Here is an 18339-nt window from a genome sequence, read left to right on the forward strand (position 1 = left end):
CGGCCTTTCTTGTCTCAAAGAGCGGGTCTGTCAGAGGCCCAGCTTCGCGGCGACGATCTCGTTCACCGCCTTGGGGTTGGCTTTGCCGCCGGTGGATTTCATCACCTGACCGACGAACCAGCCCGCGAGCTTGGGGTTCTGCTTGGCCTTTTCGACCTGCGCCGGGTTGGCCGCGATCACCTCGTCCACCGCGGTCTCGATCGCGCCGGTGTCGGTGACCTGCTTGAGGCCCTTTGCCTCGACGATCTGCGCCGGGTCGCCGCCTTCGGTGTAGAGGATCTCGAAGACGTCCTTGCCGATCTTGCCCGAGATGTCGCCCTTTTTGATCAGCGCGATAATCCCCGCAAGCTGCGCCGGCGAGACCGGGCTCTCGGTGATGTCATGGCCTTCTTTCTTGAGGCGGCCAAACAGCTCGTTGATCACCCAGTTGGCGGCCAGCTTGCCGTCGTTGCAGGCGGTGACCACCTCTTCGAAATAGGCCGAGTTCACCACTTCCGCGGTCAGCACGCCCGCATCGTATTCCGACAGGCCGAAGTCCTTGACGAAACGTGCCTTCTTCTCGTCGGGCAGTTCCGGCAGCGAGGCGGCGATATCGTCCACCCAGCCCTGCTCGATCTCGAGCGGCAGCAGGTCGGGGTCGGGGAAGTAGCGGTAGTCATGCGCCTCTTCCTTCGAGCGCATCGAACGGGTCTCGCCCTTGTCCGGATCGTAAAGACGGGTCTCCTGATCCACCGAGCCGCCGTTTTCGAGGATGGCGATCTGGCGCTTCGCCTCATAGTCGATGGCCTGCTGGATAAAGCGCATGGAGTTCATGTTCTTGATCTCGCAGCGCGTGCCGAGGTGGCTGAAGTCCTGCGTCTCCTGATACTTCTCGTACTGGCCGGGACGGCAGACCGAGACGTTCACGTCAGCGCGCAGGTTGCCGTTTTGCATGTTGCCGTCGCAGGTGCCGAGATAGCGCAGGATCTGGCGCAGCTTCACCACATAGGCCGCCGCTTCCTCGGGGCCGCGGATGTCGGGGCGGCTGACGATCTCCATCAGCGCCACGCCGGTGCGGTTGAGGTCGACGAAGGACATCGACGGGTCCATGTCGTGGATCGACTTGCCCGCGTCCTGCTCGACGTGGATGCGCTCGATGCGCACCTTGCGGGCGATGCCCGGCTCCATGTCGACGATGACTTCGCCTTCGCCCACCAGCGGGTGGTAGAGCTGCGAAATCTGATAGCCCTGCGGCAGGTCGGGGTAGAAGTAGTTCTTGCGGTCGAAGGCGGATTTCAGGTTGATCTCGGCCTTCAGACCCAGCCCGGTGCGCACGGCCTGCTCGATGCAATACTCGTTGATCACCGGCAGCATGCCGGGCATCGCCGCGTCCACGAAGGCCACGTTCGAGTTCGGCTCGGCGCCGAATTGGGTGGAGGCGCCGGAGAACAGCTTTGCCTCGGTGGAAATCTGGGCGTGAATCTCCATCCCGATCACCAGCTCCCAATCGTATTTGGCGCCGGCAATGACCTTGGGTTTGGGGGGCTCGAAGCTCAGGTCAAGCATAGGGGGTCCTCGTCTCTCAGGTTGCGACGGGGATACGCCAGAGCGGGACAGGGGGCAAGGGTGCAGGCGCCGCCCGGTGCGGGCTGCAGGTGGATGCCGGTTTCCGTGAAGATCACGCTGCGCCCGCGCGCCACCTCATCGGCGAAATGTTCGGCCAGAGCAGACCGGGCGCGGCTGGTGCCAAGCCGCAGGGCGGCGGCCGGATCGGCGCAGCCGGGCAGGGGGCGGGCGGCGGTCCAGATCTCGGGGTGCACTTCGCGCAGGTGGTCCTGCACGATCCAATCGAAACAGCCGGTGATCCGGGCGCGCGCCGAAGCGGGCGGCGCGTCCCCGGAAAGCGCGAGGCCACAGTAGGCGGCAAGCTTGTTGGCCATGTGCTGGCCCGGGCGCGCCTCGAGGATGTCGTGCAGCGCGGCGACGAAATACTCGGCCTCCACATGCGCAAAGCCCGCAGGCTGCTGTACAAGCACATCCCACCACATCCACGCATAAGCCCCGCTGCCCCAATGCGCGGCGGTCAGCATGGCCATGCGCCGCGCCGCCCGGTCAAGCGCGGGCCAAGAGCCGAAACGGGCCGGAGACAGGTCGACCCCATAGGCGCGTAGATTTGCCGGGCAGTCTGGTTCGGCGGCGACGAGCGCCTCATATTCGGCGGCGAGCCGCGCCTCGGGGCAGGGCAGCAGTTCGACCACGCGGCAGCGCGCCGCCGCCAGCGCCGCCGAGCCCAGCCTGCGCGGGTCATGCGGGCGCAGGGTCATGAGCGCGGCCTCAAGGTGCTCCAGCGCGGCGGCACACCGCGCGGCATTGGGATCCGCAGCCCCCGGCGCCCCGCGGAAAAGCGCCGCGACCTCCAGCTGCGCGCTGGCGAGCAGCAGCGCGCGCCAAGGCGTCTCGACCGTCGGGCCCAGGGCGCGGGCCCAGTCGCGCAGCACCTGATGCGCGGCCTCAACGTCGCCAGAGCCGGTGGCGCGCCGGGCACAGGACACCGTGTCGGCAAAGGCCCCCTCGCAGAGCAGCCGTGCCACGGGCATGCCAGCGGGGGTGCGCTCGTGCCCGAGGTCGGCGGCGCGCAGCATCTGTGTCAGGTCGTCCCAGCGCTCTTGCCGGGCGAGGCGGCTGGCCTGCTGGCGGTAGGTCTCGCGCGCCTGCGTCTCTGGCGCGGGGCTGCGCAGGGGAAAATCAATCGCCAGCGGCGGAGACGCAGCATTCCCCTTATAGGCTGGTTGGCCGCCCATCGCATCGGCATCCCGCTGCGGCGCGCGCCCTGCCAAAGTGCCCAGCCGTGCGAGCATCCGGGGCGGCGGGAGAGGGTGTCTGGGGCGAGAAGGATCATGGCGCATGACCCAAAAACTGCCGAGGGATTCGGGCGGAACAGCGGCGGACCTCCGCTGACGCAATGGCGAATTGTTCGAAATTTAAGGAGTGTTGCGGGGCCGCTGTAGGCAAGAATCCTTCGGAGTTTCAACCATTTCCCGGCGCGATCGGCGATCCGCCGCCCATAGCTGGCGCAAAGGGTTGTCGGAAATGTCCGGGATGGGCAAGTTTCGCCTCATGCTGAACCGTTTCATTCCAGCCCTTGCGGCGCTCATGATTGTGCCACCGCTCGGATCGGTGGCACAGGCCAACACGGGCCCTTCGTCCGTCGCTCAGGCCGCGCTCGCGGTCGCGGCGCCCACGATGCCCCGGGTCTCGCCCCATGCGATGCCCGACGCTCCGGAATCGCTGCAGGCGGTGTCTGTGTCGCGGCGCCCGCTGGCGCGGCGTGTGGCCATCCCGAAGGCCCGCTGGGGAACCTCCGGCGGGCGCAGCACGTGGTCGCTGGCGGTGCTTTCGTCGCTGCGCGGCCCGGCCAATGCGCTCCCCGACGTGGTGCCCGCGGATATCGACACGTGGTGCCCGGCCTATGAAAGCGGCTCGCGCGAGCAGCGCGAGGCCTTTTGGCTCGGTCTCGTCTCATCGCTGGTCAAGCACGAGAGCACCTTCCGTCCCACCGCAGTTGGCGGCGGCGGCAAGTGGATCGGCCTGATGCAAATCCTGCCGTCGACCGCGCGCCTTTATGGCTGTCAGGCGACCAACGTCGAGGCGCTGAAGAACCCGCGGGCCAACCTTGCGTGCGGCTTGCGCATCATGGCGCGCACCGTGGCGCGTGACGGCGTGGTCAGCCAGAACATGCGCGGCGTGGCGGCCGACTGGGGTCCGTTCCACTCGCGCAAGAAGCGCGAGGACATGATCGCATGGACCCGCGCACAATCCTATTGCACCGGCATGGGCCGCTCGCTGCGCCCGGTCGAGCGTCCGGTCAGCCTGCTGCCCGGCATCATGGCGGCGAACGAGCCGGGTCCGGCCACCAGCCCGCTGGAGCATTCGCGCTCGCTCGATGCAAGCTATGCACATGCGTTCTTCTCGACGCAGGGCCGCCTGCTGGAAGACGACATGTGATCTGCTGAAGATCGTTTCAGGGTAAAAACGGGCGGAGCCAGAAATGGTTCCGCCCGTTTTTCATTCCGCTCTCAGTCCGGGTTCAGTCCGCCCGAAGGATCAAGCGGCAGAGGAGCAGGGGGCAGGGCGCCTCAGCGCCCGCCGCCCACGTCGAGGATGCTGCGCGTGACATAGCCCGCACGGTCCGACAGCAGCCACAGGATGCTCTCTGCGACTTCCGTGGCGGTTCCGGCACGGCCCAGCGGCGGGGTATGGCCGATGCGGGCAAGCCGGTCGGGCTCGCCGCCCTTGGCGTGGATGTCGGTCTCAATGAGGCCCGGACGCACGGCATTCACCCGGATGCCCTCGGGGGCCAGCTCATCCGCCAGCCCCAGCGTGAACGTGTCGATGGCGCCCTTGCTGGCGGCATAGTCCATATATTGCCGCGCAGACCCCAGACGCGCGGCTACCGAGCTGACATTGACGACGCCGCCGCCCGCGTGGGCGCGCATGTAGGCCACCGCCTGCCGCGCCACCTCGAAGGCCCCAAAGACATTCACCTCGAAGACCCGGCGTACCCGGTCCGGTGTCAGATCGGCGAGCGCCCCGGTGGGCGCGACGATCCCGGCGTTGTTGACCAGATCGAGCGGCCCCGGCGTCAGCGCGGTCAACTCGGCAAAAAGCTGCGCCACCTGTGCATGGTCCGAGACATCGGCGCCGACCACATGCGCCTCTGCACCTTGCGCGCGCACCTCCTCGGCGACGCGCTCGGCCCCGGCCTTGTCGCGCCCGTAGTGCACCACGACGCGCTCCCAGCCGCGGGCGGGGGCGAGGCGGCAGCAGGCCGCCCCGATGCCGGCGCTGCCGCCGGTGACCAGCAGCAGGCGGCTCATGACAGCAGCCGCGTGACCATTTCGGTCACGTCCCGCGACAGGCCCGGTTTGGCGGCGATGCGCTCGAGCTGCGCCTTCATCAATCCGCGGCGCGTCTCGTCATAGCGCTTCCATGTCTGGAAGGCCGAGCACATGCGCGCCGTGGTCTGCGGGTTCTTCTCGTCGAGCTTAATCAGCCAGTCGGCGAGCAGCTGGTAGCCCGCGCCGTCGATGCGGTGGAACCCGGCGTGGTTCATCGCCAGCGCGCCCATCACCGCGCGGAAGCGGTTGGGGTTCGTCATGTCGAAGTCGGGATCCTCGGTCAGCGCCTTGGCGCGGTCGGCGGTCTCCGACGGGCCAGAGGCCGCGACCTGCAGGCCGAACCATTTGTCCATCACCAGCCGGTCGCCGTTCCACTGGGCGCGGAACTTCGCAAGCGCGTCCTCGCCCGCGCCCGCCTGCACGAGGCAGGCCAGCGCCGAAAGCTGCAGCGTCATATTGTCGGCGCTCTCGAACTGCGCCTTGGCAGCCTCGCCGCCATCAAGACGCGAGGTCAGCGCCAGAACGGCCGAGCCAAGCGCGCGCTTGCCAGATTGCTCGGCGTCGGGCTGGTAGGGCTCGGTGACCTTGGCCTCTTCGGCAAGCTGCGGCAGCAGTTTCGACCAGCGCTCGGCGCGGGTCTTCTTCAGCGTCTCGGTGGCGGTCCAGATCGCATCGGGATCGGGGGTGACGCCGCGCTGGTGCAGCACCTGCGCCAGTTCGGATTGCGTCGGCAGCCCCAGCATCAGCGCGCGATAGGCCGGGTCGAGCGCGCTGTCGCGGATCACCGCCTCGAGCCCGTCGAGCCATGCGGTGTCGGGCTCTGCGCCCTCGGTGATCATCGCCACGAGACATTCGCGCGCCAGATCGCGGCTCGCTTCCCAGCGGTTGAACGTGTCGGTGTCATGCGCCAGCAGGAAGGCGCGCTCTTCCTTGGAGGTCTCACGCTCCAGCACCACGGGGGCCGAAAAGCCGCGCAGGATCGAGGGCACGGGCTTTGCGCTCAGCCCTTCGAAGGTGAAGCTCTGCTCCGCCTCGGTCAGTTCCAGCACTTTGGTCGGCAGCACCTCGTCGCCGTTGGGCGAGAGCAGGCCCACGGCCACCGGGATCACCTGCGGCGCCTTGTCGGGCTGGCCGGGGGTGGGCGGCGTGTGCTGCTTGAGGGTCAGCGTATAGGTGCCATTCTCGAAGGCCTCGGAGACCGCCACATGCGGCGTGCCTGCCTGCGAATACCAGCGCTTGAACTGCGTCAGATCGCGCCCGGTGGCATCCTCGAAGACCTTCAGCCAGTCCTCGATGGTGGCGGCATCCCCATCGTGCCGCTCGAAGTAGAGATCGAGCGCTTTGGCATAGGCCTCATCGCCGACCAGCGTCTTGAGCATGCCGATCACCTCGGCGCCCTTCTCGTAGACGGTGGCGGTGTAGAAGTTGTTGATCTCCTGAAAGCTCTCGGGGCGCACCGGGTGCGAGAGCGGGCCCTGATCCTCGGGGAACTGGCGGCCGCGCAGGTCGATCACGTCAGAGATCCGCTTGACCTCGGCGCTGCGCATATCGGAGGTGAACTGCGCGTCGCGGAACACCGTCAGACCTTCTTTCAGGCACAGTTGGAACCAGTCGCGGCAGGTGATGCGGTTGCCGGTCCAGTTGTGGAAATACTCATGCGCGATGATCGCCTCGATGCGCTCGAAATTGGCGTCGGTCGAGGTTTCGGGCGAGGCGAGCACGGCGGAGGAGTTGAAGATGTTCAGCCCCTTGTTCTCCATCGCGCCCATGTTGAAATCGTCCACGGCGACGATGTTGAAGATGTCGAGGTCGTACTCGCGGCCATAGACCTCCTCGTCCCATTTCATCGACTTCTTCAGCGCCTCCATGCCGAAGGCGCATTTGCCCTCGTCGCCGGGGCGCACCCAGAGGTTCAGTTCGACCTCGCGGCCCGACATGGTGGTGAAGGCGCCGGGGTGGTTGACCAGATCACCGGCCACCAGCGCGAACAGATAGGCGGGCTTCGGCCACGGATCGTGCCATTCGGCCCAGCCGTCGCCCTGACCCTGCGGGTTGCCGTTCGACAGTTTGACCGTCTCATCGCCCTCGATGCGCACGGTGAAGACCGACATCACGTCGGGGCGGTCGGGGTAGAAGGTGATCTTGCGAAAGCCCTCGGCCTCGCATTGGGTGCAATACATGCCGTTCGACATATAGAGCCCTTCAAGGGCGAAATTCTCCACCGGGGCGATCTCGACCTCGGCCTCCCAGATGAAGGCGCCCTCGGGCACGGCGCAGGTGAGGCCGGTCTCGGTGACCTCGGGGCTCACCGGCGCGCCGTCGATGGCAAAGGAGATCGGCTTGAGCTGCTCGCCATGCAGAAAGAAATTCTGCTGCGGCGCGTCGGGGTTGGGCGCAAAGCGGATGCGCGAGCGGACGCGGGTCGCCGAGGGCGCAAGCACGAAGGTCAGATGTACCTCTTCGGCGGTCCAGCCGAACGGGGTGTAATCCTTGAGGTAGATGGTCTGGGGGCTTGCGTCCTTCATGGGCGTCTCCTGGCCTATTGGGGTGGAGGGCTTCGGCCGCGCCGGAACCGGCGCGTCAGCGGGACGTTATGCCCATGAGAGAGGCGCGGCAACCGCCCGCCTCGCGGAAAGTCCGGATGGCACGCCGGATCTCGGTCGGCCCTGTTCCCTCGGGCCGGCCGGGCCGCTCTGGAGGAACCACAGGAGGAACACCATGTCCGCCCCCGATACCAATACCGAGACACAGGAACGTCAGCACCGTGGCCCGCTCTGGGGCATATGGGGCGCCTTGGCGGTTGTCGCGATTCTGCTGGTCTGGTGGCTGGCCTCTGCGTTCAGCGGCGAGGAACCCGATCCGGGTCAGGCGGCTGCACCGGCAGAGCAGGCACAAACGCCGCCCGCCAGCGACTGACCGAGGTTCGTGACGAGTGATCGCCGCCGTGGGTCCCCCCCTTCGGCGGCTTTTTCATGCCTGCCGGTCTAGTGTTGGGCCGTTGCCGCGGCGCGCGCCGGTCACTCGCAGCGGGTGATGCCGTTGGCGTCGGTGGTGCAGGTCTGATTGCCGCGGCGCATGGTGCTGGGCGGGCGCTTGTTGCTGATCGTGCCGCCCCGGTCGACGGTGGGATCGCCGGGGGCGATGAAATAGCCGCCGCCGGTGTTGTCGCGCACGATGCCGTTCTTGTCGGTGGTCTGCGGCGCCGTGCGATGCTCGCGGGTGATGCCCAGATGATCGGTCGAAAAGGTCGACGGTCCGGGGCAGCGGGTGATGCCGTTCTTGTCGGCAACGCAGCCCTTGATCTGCGCGGCAAGCGGCGCGGGCAGGGCGGCGCCTGCGATCAGGGCGAGGGCAATCAGCGACGGCTTCACAATGCGGCTCCCGGTGACGGGCGGGCGCTCAAATGCGCCCGCTCTTTATTATATAGGTGCCGCAGCTCAGGCTGCCATGGTGGGCGTCATTCCGCCGCGCGCATGGAACTGGTCGCGCCGGGGCTGCTGCCAGCCGCGTCCGGGTCGTCCCAGAGGATCAGCGGCGCCTTCACCTTGCGCGCCTCGCGCTGCAGCGCCCAGTCCCGTGCGGCCCGGCTGCCGCGCCCGAAGGAGGCGATCGCCAGCAGGCGCGCCAGCCAATGCGCGTAGGTCGAGAGCCACACCCGCAGCGCCAGCATGGCGGGCGTGAAGACCAGCGTCAGCACCGTCGCCACCGCAAGGCCGAAGACCACCGCCGAGGCCAGCGGCTTCCACCACAGCGAGGTCGGCGCGTTGAGCGTGTAGCCGCCGCCGAAGAAGTCGAGGCTGAGGCCGATCATCATCGGGAAAAGGCCCGCGATGGTGGTGATCGTGGTCAGCAGCACCGGGCGGATGCGGTCCTCGGCGGTGCGCACGATGGCCTCGAGCCGGGGCATATAGCGCGAGTAATCCTGAAAGGTGTCGATCAGCACGATGTTGTTGTTCACCACGATGCCCGCCAGCGCCACCACACCGGTGCCCGACATGATGATCGAGAAGGTCTGGTCGAGCACGATCATCCCAAGGAACACCCCGGCGGTCGACAGGATCACCGCCAGCAGCACCAGCACCGAATTGTAGAAACTGTTGAACTGCGCCAGCAGGATGATGAACATCAGACCCAGCGCCGCTGCGAAGGCCTGCGTGAGGAAGGCCTGGCTTTCGGCTTCCTCTTCCTGATCGCCGGTCCATTCCCAACTGATGCCATCCGGCAGCGGGGCGTCCTGCAGCCATTCGGTCAGCGCGGCGATGCGCTCGTTTGCAGTCACGGGCACAGAGGCCAGCGTGCCCGCCTGCGCCGCGTCGGTGATGGCGCTTGGCTCTACGCCCGCCTCGGTGCTGGTGATGTCATAGCCGGTGCCGCGCAGGCTCACCGCGCCGCCGGGTGCCTCGCGGCCATAGCCAAGCACCACGCCTTCGGAGGTGAATTTCACCAGCCCCTCGGCCACGCCCGCCTTCACGTCGAAATGGCGCTTGCGGCCTTCGCGGTTGATCTCGGCAAGCTTCGGCACCGGGGTGCGGGTGATGAAATGCGACAGAGGGATCAGCCCCTCGGTGGTGCGCACCCGCAGGTTGTCGAGCGTCGAGAGCACCCGGTTCTCCTCGGGCAGGCGCACGCGGATGTCGATCTCTTCGTCGGAGCTGTCCACCGGCATGGTGTCGAGCGTCACGCCGCGCGTCACAAGCTGCACCATGGCACCCACGGTGGCCACATCGGCGCCGTAGCGCCCGGCCTCTTCCACGTCGACGTCGATCTGCCAGTCGATGCCGGGCAGGGGGCGGGTGTCCTCGATCAGCCGCAGCCCGGCGGTGCCGTCGAACTGCTGCCGTGCGGTGCCCGCCGCCGCCAGTAGATCGTCCCAATTGTCGCCCTTGAGCCGCAGATGCACCGGCTTGGCCGAGGCGGGGCCCATGGCGAGGTTGAGGATCTCGGTCTCGACGCCGGGGATGGTCGACAGGTCCTCGGTCAGCTCGGCCAGAACGATGTCGCCGTCAAGCTCGGGCTGGTTGCGGCGGTCTTCCCACGGCACCACTTCAAGCTGGATCTGCCCGATGGTGTCGGTGGGCGGCTGCGCGCCGCCGGTGTTCGACTCCAGCCCGCCGTCGCCAGCGAAAGAGAAAGCGGTCTCGATGCCGGGGTGCGCCAGAACGATCTTCTCGGCCCGTTTGACCAGCGCGTCCTTCTCGGCCAGCGAGAGGTTGCCGCGGGCGCGGACATAGACGATGGCCTGCTCGGGCTCGCTTTCGGTAAAGAACTCGGTGCCGTTGTTGTTCTGCCCGTAGTAGCCGAAGACCGAGATCACGAAGAAGATCACCGCGCCGATGGTCACCAGCGGCATCACCGGGTTGCCGGTGACCAGTTGGATCACCCGGCCAAAGATCGTGCGGCGATAGGTCTTGCGCACTTTGGTGCGCTTGCGCTCGATCTGCGCGGCGTCGAGCGTGATCGAAGCCATGACCGCCGAGATCAGAAAGATCACGATGCCCGGCACCCGTGCGCCGCGGCCTTCGATGAGGGTGAAGCCAAGCAGCGAGGGGTTCAGCACCAGCAGCGCCCCCAGCAGCATGCCCCCCAGCGCCAAGGGCACCAGCGCCGCGCGCATGGGCCATGTCTTCACCAGCTTGCGCAGGCCAAGCGAGGCATTGTGCAGCAGGCGTGAGAACCGTCCCGAGACGCCGCCCATCACCGGCAGATAGACCAGCGCGACGATCAGCGAGGCCGAGAGCACAAAGATCAGCGTCACCGGCAGCATGCCCATGAACTCGCCCGCGACCCCCGGCCAGAACAGCATTGGCAGGAAGGCACAAAGCGTGGTGGCGGTGGAGCTGACCACCGGCCAGAACATCCGCTTGGCCGCCTCCACATAGGCGTGCATCGGTCCGACGCCTTCCGAGATGCGCTTGTCGGCGTATTCCACCACCACGATCGCGCCATCGACCAGCATGCCCACCGCAAGGATCAGCCCGAACATCACGATGTTCGAGATGGTGATGCCCATGACCGCCAGCAGCACGAAGCAGAGCAGGAACGAGGTGGGGATGGCAAAGCCCACCAGCAGCGCCGCGCGGGTGCCGAGCGAGCCCAACACCACGATCATCACCAGCGCGATGGCTGTCAGAACCGCGCCTTCAAGCTGGCTGACCATGGAATCCACGATCCGCGACTGGTCGTTGCTTTCCTCGACCACCACGGTGGCGCGCAGCTCTTGCGGCCAGCCGTCCTGCGCCTCGGCCACGGTCTCGCGCACCGCCTTGGCAGTGTCGATGAGGTTGTAGCCCTTGCGCTTCACCACCTGCAGCGCCACCGCCGTATCGCCGTTGAAGCGCGCGGTGCCGGTGCGGTCCTCGAAGGTGAGGCGGATGTCGCCAAGATCGCCCAGCGTCACCACCCGGTCGCCGTTCACCTTGATCGGCAGATCGAAAATGTCCTGCGGCTCGCGGAAGCTCGACGGGATTTTCACCGAGAAGGTGCCGCGCTCGCTGCGCACTTCACCCGCCGCGATGAGCTGGTTGTTGTTCTGAACGGTCTGGATCAACTCGTTGGCGGTGACGTTGTAGCTTTCCAGCTTCAGCGGGTCGATCACCACTTCGAGCATCTCGTCGCGGTTGCCCGCGATGCCCGCCTCCAGCACCGAGTCGAGCGCCTCGACCCGGTCCTGCAGATCCTTGGCGACACGCGCCATGGTGCGCTCGGGCAGGGGGCCGGTCAGCGAGACGATGATGATCGGAAACTCCGAGAAATTGATCTCATTGATCGAATATTGCTCGGCGCCTTCGGGGAATTTCGCCTCGGCCTTGGTCATCGCGTCGCGCACTTCGGCCATGGTCTCGGTGCGGTTCCAGCCGAACTCGAACTCCATGGCGACACCGGCGTAGCCCTCGGAGGCGACGCCGCTGATCTTGTCGAGACCGTCGATGTCCGAAAGTTCGGTCTCCATCGGCTTGACCAGCAGCGTCTCGGAATCCTCCGCCGAGATGCCGGGGAAGGGCACCGAGACGAATAGCGCGGGGATCTCGATGTCGGGCTCGCCCTCTTTGGGCAGCGTGGCATAGGCAAAGGCCCCGGCGACGATCGACAGCACGATGAAGGCCAGCACCATGCGGGCGCGTTGCGCGGCCCAGTCGACGATGCCGGTCATTGGCTCATCTCCTCCGGGATGATTTCCTGATAGCTCGGAGCCACCGGCACGCCATCGGTGACATATTCCTGCCCCAGCGTGATGACGTCCACCTCATCGGGCAGCCCAGCCACCCAGACCCCTTCGGGCGTGTCGCGCAAAATGCTGACGGGCACGAATTGCGCGGTCTGCTCGGCGCTTACGATGCGCAGCCCCATGCGGCCATCGTCGTTCAGCGTGAGCGCGCTTTGCGGCAGAAGATGCGCCATGGCCCCGGCGGCTTCGATCAGGATGCGCGCGGTCTGACCGGCGCGCAGCTTCAGATCGGGGTTGGCCAAAGTCACCTCGATGCGGAAGGTGCGGGTGGTCTCATCGGCCTGACGCGACACAAAGGTCACCTCTCCCTGCCACATCTCGCCCGCGATCTGCGCCCCGGCGCGCGCGCCCAGCGTGACGCGGGTGATGTCGGCCTCGGGGGCGTAGCCCACCAGCCGGATCGGATCGAGCTTCAGCACATGCGCGCAGCTGGCGTTGCCGGTGGTGCTCATCAGCAGGCCAAGCTCGGCGGTGTCGCTTTCCAGCACGCCCGCGAAGGGCGCGGTGATGGTGAGATTGTCCACCGCCTTGCGGGCGCTGGCGACGGCGGCCTCGGCGCTCTGGATCGACGCTTCGAGGCTGTCGGTGCCGGCGCGGGCGGCTTCGAGCCCGGCCTCGGCGCTGCGCACGCTGGCCTCGGCGGCACGCATCTTGGCCTCGGCAGAAGCGACGGTGGTGCGCGAGGAATAGCCGCCCTGCGACAGCTCGCGCGCGGCGGTGAGGTTGATCTCGGCCTCGGCCACGGCGGCCTGCGCCTGCGCCAGCACCGCCTCGGCCTCGGGCAGGGCGGCCTCGGTCTGCGGGCGCTGCGCACGGGCCTCGGCAAGCCGCGCCTCGGCCTCGGTCAGCGCCGCGCCGGTGGTGCCGGGGTCGAGCTTGCACAGAACTTCGCCCGCATCGACCATCGTGCCCTTGGGCAGCGGCTCGGAAATCACCCGGCCCCCAGCCTCGGCCAGCACCTCGACCTCGCGCGAGGCCTGCGTCTCGCCGCGCAGCAGCACGGCATCGTCGATCTCCTGCGCTTTGGAGTGGCGCGCCATGACCGCCACCGCCCCGGGCTCGGGGGCCGTCGCCTGCGGCTCTTGCGGCGCATCGGTGGCCGCGGTCCCGTCGGAGGTTTGCGCAGCACTGTCCGCAGCACTGCCCGCGGGCGCGCCGCCGCGTGCCCAGCCCATCAGCCGCTCGCGGTCGAGCACCACCGCATAGAGCGCCGCGGCAACCACAAGTGCGGTGAGAATAGAGATGAGTTTCATGCTGGGCTTCCCGTGTTCGCTGCCGCGCCAAGGCGTGGCAGGGCGGTTGCCCCAGTTGCGCGGGGCCGCGCGGAGATGTGACTGAACTGACCAGTTCAGAATACGGTATTTTGGAAACCGTTCAAGCGGCGCTCTGCCACGCCTGCCCAGTCTTCGGCGGAGCTGGGGATGTGGCAATGGCTGCGCGGGCTTGGCCTTGGCAGCCTGCGCCAGCCGCGTTAAGAGAGGGCAACATTCGAAAGACGAGGCAGCCCGTGAGCAATACCGACAGTTTCATCGATGAGGTGACCGAGGAGGTCCGTCGCGACCGGCTCTTCGCGCTGCTCAAGCGCTATGGCTGGGTTGGCGTCGTGGTGGTTCTGGCCATCGTCGGCGGCGCGGCATGGCGCGAATACAGCGCGGTGCAGCGGCAAGCGCAGGCGGAAACCTTTGGGGACGCTCTGCGCAGCGCCATCGACACCGACGCACCGGCGGATCGCGCCGAGGCGCTGCAGGCGGTGACCGCACCAAGCCCGGAAGGCGCCGCTGTGACCGACATGCTGGCCGCCAGCGAGCTGGTCAACGCCGAGGACCCCGCAGCCGCCGCCGCGCTGCTGGAGCAGGCGGCCTCGGAAGAGGGGCTTCCCGAGATTTACCGCGAGATCGCCGCCTTCAAGGCGGTCAGCCGCACGGATTCGGGCCTGTCGGACGACGAGCGCCGCGTGCGCCTCGAAGCGCTGGCCGTGCCCGGCAAGCCGCTGCGTCTGCTGGCCGAGGAACAGCTTGCGCTGCTCGACATCAAGGCGGGCGACAACGACGCGGCCCTCGAAAAACTGCAGCGTATCCTGCAGGATGCCGAGATCACCGCGGGCTTGCGCCAGCGCGCAACGCAGTTGATTGTGGCGCTCGGTGGCGAGCCCGATGCGGGCTGAACCGGACCGCGACGCGGCAGTGACAAAGTTTGACGGGAGCAGTGTTTTGCGCATCACCACGATTTCCGCGGCGCTTCTGGGGCTGACGGCGCTGAGCGCCTGCGAGCGTCCCGAAGCGGTGCTCACCGGCGAACGGCTGGGCGTCCATGAGGTGCTTGAGGGCGGCTCGGCAGAGGCCACGCCCGCCAACCGCGCGGCCCCGGTTTCGGTCGGCGCGGCGACCGGCGGGCTCGCGGCGCAAAGCCCGGTCTCGCCCTTCGCGCGCAGCAACCACGCGGCGCTGTCGCTGCCGCTGCAGCAGGTTTTCGCCACGTCGATCGGGGCGGGCGATGGCAAGCGGGCGCGGCTCAACGTCGATCCCGTGGCCGCTGGCGGGCGCATCTTCACCATGGACTCGGGCCACACGGTCAGCGCCGTCGGAACCAACGGCAGCGTGCTGTGGCAAAAGAGCATGGTGCCGAGCCGCGATCAGGCGAAACAGGCGCAGGGCGGCGGTCTCGCGGTCGAGGGCAACCGGCTCTACGTGGCCTCGGGCTTTGGCAAGGTGACCGCGCTTGATGCCGCCACCGGCGCCGAGATCTGGACGCAGCAACTGGGTGGCACGGCCACCGGCGCGCCGACGGTGCGGGGCGGGCTGGTCTATCTGACCTCCGGCGATTCCGTCGGCTGGGCAATCGAGGCCGACACGGGCCGCGTGCGCTGGCGCATCGACTACCCCGAGGATTACAACAATGTCGCCGGGGCCCCGGCACCTGCGCTCGACGGCGAGATCGTCGTCTTTGCCTTTGGGTCGGGTGCGGTTCAGGCGGCCTTCCGTCAGGGCGGGCTGCGGCGCTGGAGCGCTGATGTGGCGGGCAGCCGCAACGGCAGCGCGCTGGCGACGATCACCGATATCACCGGCGATCCGCTGATCTCGAACGGCAAGGTCTATGTGGGCAACCACTCGGGCCGTGTTGTGGCGCTGAGCCTTGCCAGCGGCGAGCGGCTGTGGACGGCGCGCATGGGCGCGCTCGATGCGGTCTGGCCGGTGGGCGATTCCGTCTATCTGGTCTCGGATCAGAACCAGTTGGTGCGGCTTAACGCGGACACCGGCGCGCAAATCTGGGCGGTGGACCTGCCGGGCTACGAGCCGGTGCGGCGTCCGCAGAAGCGCCGTGACAGCGCCTTTGTGCACCACGGCCCGATCCTTGCGGGCGGGCGGCTGATCGTCGCCTCTTCGGATGGGGTGCTGCGGGCCTTTGATCCGGCCTCTGGCCAGCTTGTGGGCACCACCCCGATCGAAGGCGGCGCGACCACGCGCCCGATCGTTTCGGGCGGCACGCTTTATGTGGTCTCGGGCGACGGCACGCTGCACGGCTATCGCTGAGCGTCGGTCGCATACGGCAAGAATTGAAAAAAGGGCGTTCCCAGCGATGGGGACGCCCTTTTTGCATGATGGCTAGTGTCTGCCGCGGTGTGGGCGTCAGCCCCGCGCGGGTCTCTGGCGGCAGCGCTCCAGCATTGGCAAAAGCTCTTCGCGAAGCTCGGCGCTGTCGGGGCTGTGACGGTATTCGAAGGCGCTTTGTCCGGACTGCAAATGCGCCGCCATCTGCTCTGCGCCGGTGGAATAGACCAGCACGTCGGCGCCCTTGATCTTGGCGCGCGCGGCCTCGCTCTCGTCGCCGCGCACCACCATGTCAAGCCGCGCCAGATGCGGGGCGTAGCGCAGAAGATTGGCTTTCATCATCGACACATAGGTGGGGAAATACGAATAGCCCACCACCGCCGCAGTGGGCGGGATCGCGGCAAGCGCGACGCGCGTCGCCTCATTCGGCAGGACCGTCAGCCCCAGAACTTCGATGTCCGGAAACAGCGCGCGCGCCTGCGGCAGCAGGGTGCGCGGCGTCAGGACCAGATCGTAGCCCTGCGGCGGGTCGTCGGAGATATCGTCGAGGATCGCTGTCTCGATGCTGTCGCCAAGCGGCAGATGGGGGCGCACATCGGCGGCATAATCCCGCGTCGCCGCAGTGAAATTGCCCAGCATGAGCAGACGCAGCGGGCGCTCGTCGCTGGTGCGGTCCATGCCGATGCGGGTCGCCAGATCGTCGCGGCTGATGCCACAGTCCCGCGCAAGAGCGATAAGCTCGGTGATCGCCTTCTCCAGCGCGTGGAACTTCTCGGGGTCGGCCACCGGCGCGTTGCGACTGACAAATGTGCCAGAGCCCACGCGCCCTTCCAGATGGCCCGCGCCCTGCAGCGTCGCATAGACGTTGCTGACCGTCACCGGCGAGAGGCTGAGCTTGCGCGCCATGCTGCGCACCGAGGGCAGGCGGGCCCCGATCGGAAGCTGGCCCGAGGCGATGCCGAACTCCAGTGCGCCGCGCAACTGCTGCGGAACGGGGACGCTCAACTCAAGATCGATGGCGGCGGCGATGCGGGTCAGCGCTGCGTCAAGTTGGGCCTGTTTACTGGTCATCGGAGTGCATTGGTCAAAGCGAGGAAAATAGGCAAGCGATGCATGAGTATATATTTTTTAATTCGAATGCGAAAAAGCTGTAATGACGCAGCTTAACATGCCCGGTGACAAAATATTGTCGCAATACCGGTCAGAACGGCCGCAGATCGGGGGTGGCGCTGCTCAAAAGGCAGGAAAAAGGGCGCCACGCGGGCGCCCCTAAAACTATGTCCAAAGATTCGCGGCGGTCAGACCAGACCTTCGGCCTGCACCCATTCCCAGCCACGGTCGAGCGCCTTGCCGAGCCGCGCGAGGATCTTGTCGATGTCTTCCTCGGTGACGATCAGCGGCGGGCAGAGCGCGACAGTCTCGTAGACCGCGCGCAGGATGAGGCCCTCTTCGGCGCAGAATTTCACCACCTGCGGGGCGACCTTGCCGCCGGGCTCGAAGCTCTGGCGCTTTGCCTTGTCCTTGGCCAGTTCGATGCCGCCGATCAGGCCGACGCCGCGCACTTCGCCCACCAGCGGGTGATCGGCGAACTTGCGCAGACCTTCCTGGAACTTGGCTTCGAGACGGGCGGCGTTGCCCATCAGGTCCTGCTCTTCGATGATCTTGAGGTTCTCAAGACCCACGGCGCAGGCGACGGGGTGGCCCGAGCCGGTGAAACCATGGCCGAAGGTGCCCAGCTTGGCGGTGTGATCGGCGATGGTGTTGTAGACCTTGTCGTTCACGATGATCGCGGCCAGCGGCATGTAGGACGAGGTCAGCTGCTTCGAGGTCACCATAATGTCGGGGGTGAAGCCGTATTTCTCACAGCCGAAGGGGGTGCCGCAGCGACCGAAGCCGTTGATCACCTCGTCCGAGACCAGCAGGATGTCATACTTGTCGCAGAGCGCGCGGATGCCCGGCCAGTAGCCCTCGGGCGGGGTCATCACGCCGCCAGCGCCCATCACCGGCTCGCCGATGAAACCGGCGATGGTCTCGGGGCCTTCTGCGAGGATAGTGTCCTCGGCCTCTTTCAGCAGGCGCGCGGTGAAGTCGGCCTCGGTCTCGCCTTCCTCGGCCCACTTCCAGTAGTGCGGGCAGGTGAGGTGGGTCACCGGGATCGCGGGCAGGTCGAAATCCTTGTGGTTCGCCGGCAGGCCGGTGAGCGAGCCAGAGGCGATGGTGATGCCGTGGTAGGCCTTGTTGCGGGCGAGGAACTTCTTCTTCTCCGGGCGGCCAAGGGCGTTGTTGTAGAACCAGACCATCTTGATGACGGTGTCGTTCGCCTCGGAGCCCGAGTTGGTGAAGAACACGCGGTCCATGCCCTCGGGGGTCATCTCGGCCAGCTTCTCGGCGAGGCGGATCGAGGGCTCATGCGCCTTATGGGCGAAGGTGTGGTAATAGGGCAGCTCGGCCATCTGCTTGGCCGCCGCTTCGGTCAGGCGCGGCTGCGAGAAGCCCACGGCGACCGACCACAGGCCCGCGAGCCCTTCGATGTATTCCTTGCCTTCGGAATCGTAGACGTGGACACCCTCGCCACGCGTGATGATCATCGGTCCCTGTTCCTCATGCAGACGCATGTTGGTGTAGGGGTGCATGCTGTGCGCGATGTCCGAGGCGTGCAGCGAGTTGGGGATCTTGTTCATGTCATATG

At 67.1% G+C, this 18339-nt stretch carries 13 protein-coding genes; 4 read left to right on the plus strand and 9 right to left on the minus strand.

Annotated elements, in window-relative coordinates:
- Positions 1–30: 30 nt before the first annotated feature.
- Together gatB and ACXAD2_RS16270 are read right to left on the minus strand one after the other, a co-directional pair.
- Positions 31–1545: an Asp-tRNA(Asn)/Glu-tRNA(Gln) amidotransferase subunit GatB gene (gene gatB / locus ACXAD2_RS16265; protein WP_066105856.1), complete on the minus strand. Its 1515-nt coding sequence runs from the start codon at positions 1543–1545 to the stop codon at positions 31–33.
- A complete protein-coding gene (locus ACXAD2_RS16270; protein WP_475171921.1) occupies positions 1533–2780 on the minus strand; it encodes a hypothetical protein in 1248 nt (415 codons plus the stop codon). Before ACXAD2_RS16270 ends, gatB begins: the two co-directional genes overlap by 13 nt.
- Before the next feature lie 298 nt (positions 2781–3078).
- Here ACXAD2_RS16270 and ACXAD2_RS16275 point away from each other — a divergent pair, with 298 nt between their 5' ends.
- A complete protein-coding gene (locus ACXAD2_RS16275) occupies positions 3079–3984 on the plus strand; it encodes a lytic transglycosylase domain-containing protein (RefSeq protein WP_475171922.1) in 906 nt (301 codons plus the stop codon).
- Between the two features lie 131 nt (positions 3985–4115).
- Here ACXAD2_RS16275 and ACXAD2_RS16280 read toward each other — a convergent pair whose 3' ends face one another.
- On the minus strand, positions 4116–4856 hold the full coding sequence (locus tag ACXAD2_RS16280) for an SDR family oxidoreductase (RefSeq protein WP_475171924.1): 741 nt from the start codon (positions 4854–4856) through the stop codon (positions 4116–4118).
- Positions 4853–7402: an aminopeptidase N gene (gene pepN / locus ACXAD2_RS16285; protein ID WP_475171927.1), complete on the minus strand. Its 2550-nt coding sequence runs from the start codon at positions 7400–7402 to the stop codon at positions 4853–4855. The genes ACXAD2_RS16280 and pepN overlap by 4 nt, the downstream gene beginning before the upstream one ends.
- Before the next feature lie 193 nt (positions 7403–7595).
- Here pepN and ACXAD2_RS16290 point away from each other — a divergent pair, with 193 nt between their 5' ends.
- Positions 7596–7793 (plus strand): hypothetical protein, encoded by a 198-nt coding sequence (locus ACXAD2_RS16290; protein WP_475171929.1) that lies wholly within the window; start codon positions 7596–7598, stop codon positions 7791–7793.
- A 101-nt stretch (positions 7794–7894) separates the two neighbouring features.
- On the opposite strand, the gene ACXAD2_RS16295 is transcribed toward ACXAD2_RS16290, so the two are convergent.
- The 3 genes from ACXAD2_RS16295 to ACXAD2_RS16305 form a co-directional block, all read right to left on the minus strand.
- Positions 7895–8248, minus strand: a complete 354-nt coding sequence (locus tag ACXAD2_RS16295; RefSeq protein WP_164184969.1) for a hypothetical protein — start codon at positions 8246–8248, stop codon at positions 7895–7897.
- Positions 8249–8334: 86 nt separating this feature from the next.
- Complete coding sequence (locus ACXAD2_RS16300; RefSeq protein WP_475171931.1) at positions 8335–12027, minus strand: efflux RND transporter permease subunit; 3693 nt, start codon at positions 12025–12027, stop codon at positions 8335–8337.
- On the minus strand, positions 12024–13355 hold the full coding sequence (locus ACXAD2_RS16305) for an efflux RND transporter periplasmic adaptor subunit (protein WP_475171934.1): 1332 nt from the start codon (positions 13353–13355) through the stop codon (positions 12024–12026). The genes ACXAD2_RS16300 and ACXAD2_RS16305 overlap by 4 nt, the downstream gene beginning before the upstream one ends.
- Before the next feature lie 254 nt (positions 13356–13609).
- Here ACXAD2_RS16305 and ACXAD2_RS16310 point away from each other — a divergent pair, with 254 nt between their 5' ends.
- Positions 13610–14266, plus strand: coding sequence for a tetratricopeptide repeat protein (locus ACXAD2_RS16310; RefSeq protein ID WP_475171936.1), 657 nt, complete (start codon positions 13610–13612; stop codon positions 14264–14266).
- Positions 14267–14312: 46 nt separating this feature from the next.
- The gene (locus ACXAD2_RS16315; protein WP_475171938.1) at positions 14313–15632 is read left to right on the plus strand and encodes an outer membrane protein assembly factor BamB family protein; all 1320 of its coding nucleotides are present in this window, start codon (positions 14313–14315) and stop codon (positions 15630–15632) included.
- 96 nt (positions 15633–15728) lie between these two features.
- On the opposite strand, the gene ACXAD2_RS16320 is transcribed toward ACXAD2_RS16315, so the two are convergent.
- Positions 15729–16721, minus strand: a complete 993-nt coding sequence (locus ACXAD2_RS16320) for a GntR family transcriptional regulator (RefSeq protein WP_475171941.1) — start codon at positions 16719–16721, stop codon at positions 15729–15731.
- Positions 16722–16948: 227 nt separating this feature from the next.
- Entirely contained in the window at positions 16949–18331 is a 1383-nt protein-coding gene (locus ACXAD2_RS16325) for an aspartate aminotransferase family protein (RefSeq protein ID WP_066105888.1), read from the minus strand.
- Between the last annotated feature and the right edge of the window lie 8 nt (positions 18332–18339).

The organism is Salipiger sp. ABN3_019, assembly GCF_056158605.1.

Excerpts from the sequence above, each read along its gene's own strand:
- gatB (WP_066105856.1), bottom strand. The coding sequence starts at position 1,545 with ATGCTTGACCTGAGCTTCGAGCCCCCCAAACCCAAGGTCATTGCCGGC.
- ACXAD2_RS16270 (WP_475171921.1), bottom strand. The coding sequence starts at position 2,780 with ATGGGCGGCCAACCAGCCTATAAGGGGAATGCTGCGTCTCCGCCGCTG.
- ACXAD2_RS16275 (WP_475171922.1), top strand. The coding sequence starts at position 3,079 with ATGGGCAAGTTTCGCCTCATGCTGAACCGTTTCATTCCAGCCCTTGCG.
- ACXAD2_RS16280 (WP_475171924.1), bottom strand. The coding sequence starts at position 4,856 with ATGAGCCGCCTGCTGCTGGTCACCGGCGGCAGCGCCGGCATCGGGGCG.
- pepN (WP_475171927.1), bottom strand. The coding sequence starts at position 7,402 with ATGAAGGACGCAAGCCCCCAGACCATCTACCTCAAGGATTACACCCCG.
- ACXAD2_RS16290 (WP_475171929.1), top strand. The coding sequence starts at position 7,596 with ATGTCCGCCCCCGATACCAATACCGAGACACAGGAACGTCAGCACCGT.
- ACXAD2_RS16300 (WP_475171931.1), bottom strand. The coding sequence starts at position 12,027 with ATGACCGGCATCGTCGACTGGGCCGCGCAACGCGCCCGCATGGTGCTG.
- ACXAD2_RS16305 (WP_475171934.1), bottom strand. The coding sequence starts at position 13,355 with ATGAAACTCATCTCTATTCTCACCGCACTTGTGGTTGCCGCGGCGCTC.
- ACXAD2_RS16320 (WP_475171941.1), bottom strand. The coding sequence starts at position 16,721 with ATGACCAGTAAACAGGCCCAACTTGACGCAGCGCTGACCCGCATCGCC.
- ACXAD2_RS16325 (WP_066105888.1), bottom strand. The coding sequence starts at position 18,331 with ATGAACAAGATCCCCAACTCGCTGCACGCCTCGGACATCGCGCACAGC.